This window comes from Rhizobium sp. SVR5-9E (assembly GCF_056755095.1).
The window spans coordinates 1-234 of sequence record NZ_JBNDHS010000774.1 but is presented as its reverse complement, the minus strand read 5'-3'; the positions used below and the strand labels follow the sequence as shown (position 1 = coordinate 234).

Below are 234 nucleotides of genomic sequence, written 5' to 3'. Positions count from 1 at the left end.
ATGGTAGAGACCGTTGTCGAACGATGCATAATACCGCGCGGGTTCGGTCTGGCTGTGCTTTTCAAGCTTCAGGTATGCGTCTCGGCTGAGTGGCGTGCCTTGTGTCTTTGCGTTTTGAACCCACTGGTCGAAATCGGCCGGGCTGAGACCATGGAACTTGAAGTGCATGCCGGAAAAGCCGGGGCCGCTTTAGTTCGCCGATAATCCCTCGAATTCGCCCGGATGGTTGACAAC

Annotated in this window: 1 pseudogene; it reads right to left on the bottom strand. The window is 55.6% G+C overall.

What is annotated here, in order from left to right:
* Positions 1 to 234: pseudogene (locus tag ACPYOJ_RS36935) on the bottom strand (COX aromatic rich motif-containing protein); the annotation flags it as partial.